This is a genomic window from Flaviaesturariibacter aridisoli (assembly GCF_004343705.1).
In the GTDB taxonomy this organism is placed as follows: Bacteria; Bacteroidota; Bacteroidia; order Chitinophagales; family Chitinophagaceae; genus Flavisolibacter; species Flavisolibacter aridisoli.
In genome coordinates, this window is record NZ_SKFH01000019.1 from 43,091 (window position 1) to 49,450 (window position 6,360).

The following is a 6,360-nucleotide window of genomic DNA, read 5'->3' on the forward strand; positions in this document are numbered from 1 at the left end:
GCGCTTGTTACAATGGGGTCGCCTTTTCGGATAAGCGGCCGGTAATGTGGATGAAGGGCGGCCGCGACGGCTTTTTCTTTTCCGCATCTTTGCCACATGATCCTCAACCTGGCCGAGCTCAAGGCTTCCGAAACGCAATACTTCCTGCAGCACGTGGTGGCGCCGCGCCCCATCTGCTTCGCATCGACCGTGGATGCGGAAGGGATTCCCAACCTGAGTCCGTTTTCTTTTTTCAACCTGTTTTCGGCACAGCCGCCGATCGTGGTGTTCTCGCCGGCGCGCCGTGTGCGCGACAACACCGTGAAGCATACGCTCGAGAACGTGCTGGCCGTGCCCGAGGTGGTGATCAACATGGTGTCGTACGACATCGTGCAGCAGGCCTCGCTCACGAGCTGCGACTACCCGCGCGGTACCGACGAATTTCTGAAAGCGGGTTTTACTAAAGAAGCCGCTACGCAGGTCCGCCCGCCAATGGTGAAGGAAAGCCCCGCGAAGATGGAATGCCGCGTGCTGGAGGTGAAGTCGCTCGGCGAAAGCGGCGGTGCGGGGCAGCTGGTGATTTGCGAGGTGCTCGTGCTGCACATCGACGACCGCCTGCTCGACGCCGACCGTAAGATCAACCAGGCCGACCTCGACCTGGTGGCCCGCCTCGGCGGCGACTGGTATTGCCGCGCCTCCGCCGACAGCCTGTTCCAGGTGCCGAAGCCCAATACGAAGCTCGGTATCGGCATCGATGCTCTTCCGGCCGCCATCCGCTGCAGCCGCTACCTCAGCGGCAACCACCTCGGCGCACTGGCCAACGTGCACGAGCCCCCGGTGCTGCAGCCTTCCTTCGCCGACGACCACCTGAAGCAGATCATGCAATACTATTCGCTCAACCCTGCCGACCTGGAAAAGGAAACGCATCTCTATGCCGCGCGCCTGCTGGACGAAGGCCGCGTAGACGACGCGTGGCAGGTGCTGCTGACATTGGAAAATCCCTGGTAAGGGTGTACATTCAGGATACACCAAACCGTAAGATCATGCGCTTTTATTTGCTGATCCCGATGCTGGCGCTGGGCGCCGGCCTCTGTGCCCAGGAGCTCCCCGACGACCGCCCGGCGCCCAACACGCGCGCATTCTACCTGGAGCGGAGCAAGCACCAGAAAACGGCGGCCTGGGTAATGCTGGGCGCGGGAACGCTGGCAGCCGTCATCGGTGCGGCCACCGCCGCCAGTGATTTCGACATCGACCTGTCGGGCAACAGCAAGCCGGACAAAAGCACCAGCGGGAGCGAAGTGGCCGCCTTCGGCGGCCTTGCCCTGATCGCGGGCAGCGTACCCCTGTTCCTTGCCTCCGGGCGCAACAAACGCAAAGCCGCCGTGCTGCTGAAAAGTGAAACCGGCGCTACGCCGGCCGGGCGCCAACCGTTTGCGGCCCTGGCGCTCCGCCTTTATCTCTAAGCTACTTCCATGCTCCGGTTCTCCTTCCACTTACTGGTTGCCTGTTTCTCCCCTTCGGCCTTCGCGCAGTTGCCGTTGCGCGTGGTGGACAGCGCTTCCGGCGCGCCGCTTCCATATGCCACGGTGCTGTGCGCGGAAGCCCGTTGGCTGCGCTTTGCCGACTCGCTGGGGCGGATGACCGTCCCGGACAGCCTGCAGGGAAAAGTGTTCACCCTGACTTTCGCTGGTCACTACCCGAAAGTGCTGCCCCTGACCGGGGGCGGCGATGTGGCGCTGGCGGCATTGCCGCCGCTTAGCCCGGTGCTGGTGCAAAGCTGCGCAGCCACACAACCGCTCACAATCGGTACGGCGGCGGCTGGCGAGCTGGAGCGGAAGATTCGCTTGCGTGGAGGAATCGATGTGGACGACCAGGACCTGCGCTGGACGGGGCCGGTAGACGGCGCACAGATGGCGCACTGGATTGAAAACCCGACCGGGAAGGCGGGCTGGATGCGTAGCCTGACCTTTGGGGTACATCCTTATTTCCACAACAAAAAATACCTTGGGCACGCCAACACGCCGGTGCGGCTGCGCTTTTTTGCGCGCGGGGCCGACGGGATGCCCGGTGAGGAGCTGGGGCGCAACGATATCGTCGTGGCCGCCGCCGGCTTCGGGGCGTTCCCGGTTGCGCTGGAAGCGCAGCGCATCCCCTTACCGCCGGAGGGGGTGTTCGTGGCCTTCGAGTTATTTGATGCAGGGCCGGATTACTGGTGGCCCGTATCGTTGCCGCCGGATGCGAGTCCGCAGGCGGTTCCGGAGGTATACGGGTTTGCCTTTGCGGCCCACGCAGGCGGGTCGATGTATTTCCGCAATCCCTGGATGGCGTGGACGCGGCGCAGCGGTCCCGCCTGCCGCGAGATCGCCCTGCGGATCGAAGCCCGCGTGTGCCGGTAACCGGGCACCTATATTCCATAGATGTTATTCAAGCTGCCTGAAGCAGTCTGTCGGGCTGAGCGCAGCCGAAGCCTAGCTGCCGCGGTTAGCGCCGGTAGAGCGCACGGGCTTCACAATGTTGCCTTTCGAATTGGGCTTCATGAATTTGGAGCCATTGCCCCCCGGCTTGTTCTTGCTATTGCCGCTTTGCTTGTCGTTGCCTTTCTTTCCGGAATTCATGATGGACATATGCGTAGTGTTTTTGTCGGCTAAATATAAGCCGCCGCCGCCGTAATGTGCCAACCCGGGCCCCGGGCACCCATTGCCGATTGCCGATTCCCGCTTGCCGCCCGTACCTTTGCGGCACTTTTCCCATCATGAGTACACAACACCTTTCCGAGCAGGAGCTGATCCGCCGCGAGAAGCTCGCCGAGCTGCAGCGCCTGGGCATCGATCCGTATCCCGCCGAGCTCTACCCCGTAAGTCATCACTCGACAGCCATCAAGGCGACTTTTACCGACGAACATAAAGAAGCCTTCGCCGCCGTGTGCCTCGCCGGCCGCATCATGAGCGTGCGCGACATGGGCAAGGCCGCCTTCGCAGAGCTGCAGGACGCCGAAGGCCGCATCCAGATCTACGTGCGCCGCGACGACATCGCCAAAGACGGCGACACGACGCTCTACGATACCGTCTGGAAAAAGATGATCGACCTCGGCGACATCGTGGGCGTGAAAGGCTTTGTGTTCCGCACCAAGATGGGCGAGATCTCCGTGCACGTGCAGGAGCTCACCTTCCTGGCCAAGTCGCTGAAGCCGCTGCCCGTGGTGCGCGAAGCCGAAGGCAAGGTGTTCGATGCCGTGACCGATCCGGAATTCAAATACCGCCAGCGCTATGCCGACCTCGTGGTGAACCCCACCGTAAAGGAGACCTTCCTGAAGCGCACGAAGATGATCAACGCCATCCGCGACTTCCTCAACGAGCACGGTGCCCTCGAGGTAGACACGCCGGTGCTGCAGGCCATCCCCGGCGGTGCCGCTGCGCGCCCGTTCATCACCCACCACAATGCGCTCGACGTTCCCTTCTACCTGCGCATCGCCAACGAGCTGTACCTGAAGCGCCTCATCGTGGGCGGCTTCGACTGGGTGTACGAGTTCAGCCGCAACTTCCGCAACGAAGGCATGGACCGCACGCACAACCCCGAGTTTACCATCCTGGAATGGTATACGGCCTATAAAGATTATTTCTGGATGATGAACGTGACCGAGCAGCTGCTCGAACGCACCTGCGTGGCCGTGAACGGCTCCGACGAGTCGGTCATCGGCGAGCGGACGATCTCCTTCAAGGCACCCTTCAAGCGCGTGCCCATCTACGACGCCATTAAAGAACATACGGGCTTCGACGTAAGCGAGATGGACGAAGCGGGCCTGCGCGACGTGTGCGGCAAGCTGGGCCTGGAAGTGGCGCCCTCCATGGGCAAAGGAAAGCTGATCGACACGATCTTCGGCGAACGCTGCGAGCACCATTATATCCAGCCCACCTTCATTACCGACTACCCGGTGGAGATGAGCCCGCTGACGAAAAAGCACCGCAGCAAGCCAGGCCTCGTGGAGCGTTTTGAGCTGATGATCAACGGCAAGGAGATCGCCAACGCCTACTCCGAGCTCAACGACCCCATCGACCAGCGCGAACGCTTCGAGGAGCAGGTGCGCCTGATGGAGCGCGGCGACGACGAAGCGATGTTCATCGACTACGACTTCCTGCGTGCCCTCGAATACGGCATGCCGCCCACGGCCGGCATCGGCATCGGCATCGACCGCCTGTGCATGCTGCTCACCGGCAGCGTATCGATCCAGGACGTGCTTCTCTTCCCGCAGATGCGCCCCGAGCGCTTCGAAGGAGCGGCGGAGGAAACAGGCCCCGAAGGCACGCCCGCCGAATAATTTTATACCGTTTTAGGAAAGGGCCTTCGGGCCCTTTTTTAATGCCGTGGAGCCGCTCCGGGCCTGCATTTTTTTGGCGGCCTATCGTCAAATCGGTAATATTGAGGAGTGAAGCACGCACGATGGGCAGCCCATGCTCCCGGCGTCCGTACTTCTTTTAAAACCATCTAACATGCTATTGAGTCCTTTACTGAAGAGAACCGGTATGGTCGCTCTTCTGGCTTCGGCCCTGCATCTGCCTGCGGGTGCCCAGTCGATCTCGGAAGACTTCGACAACATCACTACCCTTACGGCCAACGGCTGGTCCATGAAAAACAACAGTAACCCGCTCGGTACCGGCTCCTGGTTCCAGGGCAACACGGCGTCGTTCACCGCCTTCAACGGCGCGGGCAACGCCTACATCGGCGTCAACTTCCAGAGCACGGATGCCAATGGCGTTGGTACGATCAGCAACTGGCTCATCGGGCCCAACCGCAGCTTCCGCAACGGCGACGTCATCACCTTTTATTCCCGCATTCCCGCCGGCACCGAATACCCCGACCGAATTGAGCTGCGCCTGAGCCAGAACGGCACGAGCACCGATGTAGGCTCCAGCGAAACGTCCGTCGGTGATTTCACCACGCTGCTCGTATCCATCAACCCGACGCTCATCACCGGTGTATTCCCGAAAACGTGGACCCAGTTCACGGCGACACTTTCGGGCCTGCCCGCAGCCGGCGTCAGCGGCCGCTTTGCCTTCCGGTACTTCGTGACCGACGGTGGCGGCAACGGCAACAACTCCAACTACGTAGGCATCGACGCCTTCCGCTACACCACCAACGTGTGCGCGCAGGCTACCATCGCCACCCCGGCCAGCACGGGCGTCTGCCCCGGCACGCCCACGAACCTCACGGTTACGGGCACAGGCACAGCTTACCAGTGGAACCTCAACGGAAACCCGATCAACAACGCCACCGGCACTACCTACGCCGCTACGCAGCCCGGTACCTACACCGTAACGGCTACGGGCGCCGGCGGCTGCCAGCAGGCATCCACCAACAGTATCGTGCTGACGGCGCTGTCGCGCCCCACGGCTGCCTTCACATTCAACACCTACTGCCAGGGCAAGCCGGTGACCTTCACCAGCCAAACCACCAATACAGCCGGCAACAACGTCAGCTACAGCTATAACTTCGGTGTGCCGGGCGCGCTCAATGCTACCGGGTCCACGGCGACGTTTACCTACGCCGACACCGGCAGCTACAATGTGAAGCTGGTGGCTACTCCCGGCGGCTGCGCCGTACTGGCCGACTCGGTTACGCACCCCATCCGCATCGAGACCTTCACCCCCGGTACTCAACTGGAGACCGTAAACGTGAAGTTCAACGAGCCTACGCAGATCTTCGCCCGCGATCTCGGTCCCGGCTCCGTTTACATCTGGGATCCCCCGGTCATGATCTCTTCGGCTACCGTGCGCAACCCGGTCATCACCGCCCAGCGCGAGCAGCTGTACACGATCACGACGACCAAAGCCTCCGGTTGCATCACCGTGGATACCCTGCTGGTGCGCATCTTCCGCGACTACGACATCTTCGTTCCGACCGCCTTCTCGCCCGACGGCGACGGTGTGAACGACCGCCTGCGCCCGATGCTGGTCGGTCTGTCCACGCTCCGCAGCTTCCGCGTATACGACCGCATGGGCCGCGAGGTGTTCAACAGCACCACGATCAACCCAGGCTGGGACGGAACTATCAACGGCAAGAATGCTCCCTCCGACATCTACGTTTGGGTGGCCGATGGTTACGACCAGAAAGGCAACCCGATGAAGAAGACGGGTCATGTAAGCCTGCTTCGTTAACGAGTAATGATCAATGAGTAATGCGTAAAAACACGAACATGAAAAAACTTCTTGCCATATCGATCCTGAGCGCCGGCACCCTGTCGGCGGCCGCCCAGGACGCCCAGCTCTCGCAGCTGCACAACACCCCGCTGCTGCTCAACCCGGCACAAACCGGCCTCTACGACAAGACCTACCGCCTGTCGGGCGCCTACCGCAACACCTCGTTTTCGGGCGGCACCAACGCCTT

Annotated in this window: 6 protein-coding genes and 1 pseudogene; 6 read left to right on the forward strand and 1 reads right to left on the reverse strand. The window is 61.8% G+C overall.

Annotation, left to right across the window (positions count from 1 at the left end; all coding sequences use genetic code 11):
* Positions 1–96: 96 nt before the first annotated feature.
* From E0486_RS12105 to E0486_RS12115, 3 genes are read left to right on the forward strand one after another with little or no spacing between them, the layout of a single operon-like run.
* Positions 97–987: a flavin reductase family protein gene (locus tag E0486_RS12105; RefSeq protein ID WP_131852445.1), complete on the forward strand. Its 891-nt coding sequence runs from the start codon at positions 97–99 to the stop codon at positions 985–987.
* Positions 988–1,022: 35 nt separating this feature from the next.
* Positions 1,023–1,442: a hypothetical protein gene (locus E0486_RS12110; protein WP_131852446.1), complete on the forward strand. Its 420-nt coding sequence runs from the start codon at positions 1,023–1,025 to the stop codon at positions 1,440–1,442.
* Positions 1,443–1,451: 9 nt separating this feature from the next.
* A complete protein-coding gene (locus E0486_RS12115; protein ID WP_131852447.1) occupies positions 1,452–2,375 on the forward strand; it encodes a hypothetical protein in 924 nt (307 codons plus the stop codon).
* Positions 2,376–2,447: 72 nt separating this feature from the next.
* On the opposite strand, the gene E0486_RS18905 is transcribed toward E0486_RS12115, so the two are convergent.
* A complete protein-coding gene (locus E0486_RS18905; protein ID WP_165917308.1) occupies positions 2,448–2,603 on the reverse strand; it encodes a hypothetical protein in 156 nt (51 codons plus the stop codon).
* Between the two features lie 128 nt (positions 2,604–2,731).
* Between E0486_RS18905 and lysS the strand changes: the two genes are divergently transcribed.
* The 3 genes and pseudogenes from lysS to E0486_RS12130 all read left to right on the forward strand — a co-directional run.
* A complete protein-coding gene (gene lysS, locus E0486_RS12120; protein WP_131852448.1) occupies positions 2,732–4,294 on the forward strand; it encodes a lysine--tRNA ligase in 1,563 nt (520 codons plus the stop codon).
* A gap of 205 nt (positions 4,295–4,499) precedes the next feature.
* Positions 4,500–6,131, forward strand: a complete 1,632-nt coding sequence (locus tag E0486_RS12125; RefSeq protein WP_165917309.1) for a choice-of-anchor J domain-containing protein — start codon at positions 4,500–4,502, stop codon at positions 6,129–6,131.
* A gap of 38 nt (positions 6,132–6,169) precedes the next feature.
* Positions 6,170–6,360: pseudogene (locus E0486_RS12130) on the forward strand (type IX secretion system membrane protein PorP/SprF); the annotation flags it as partial.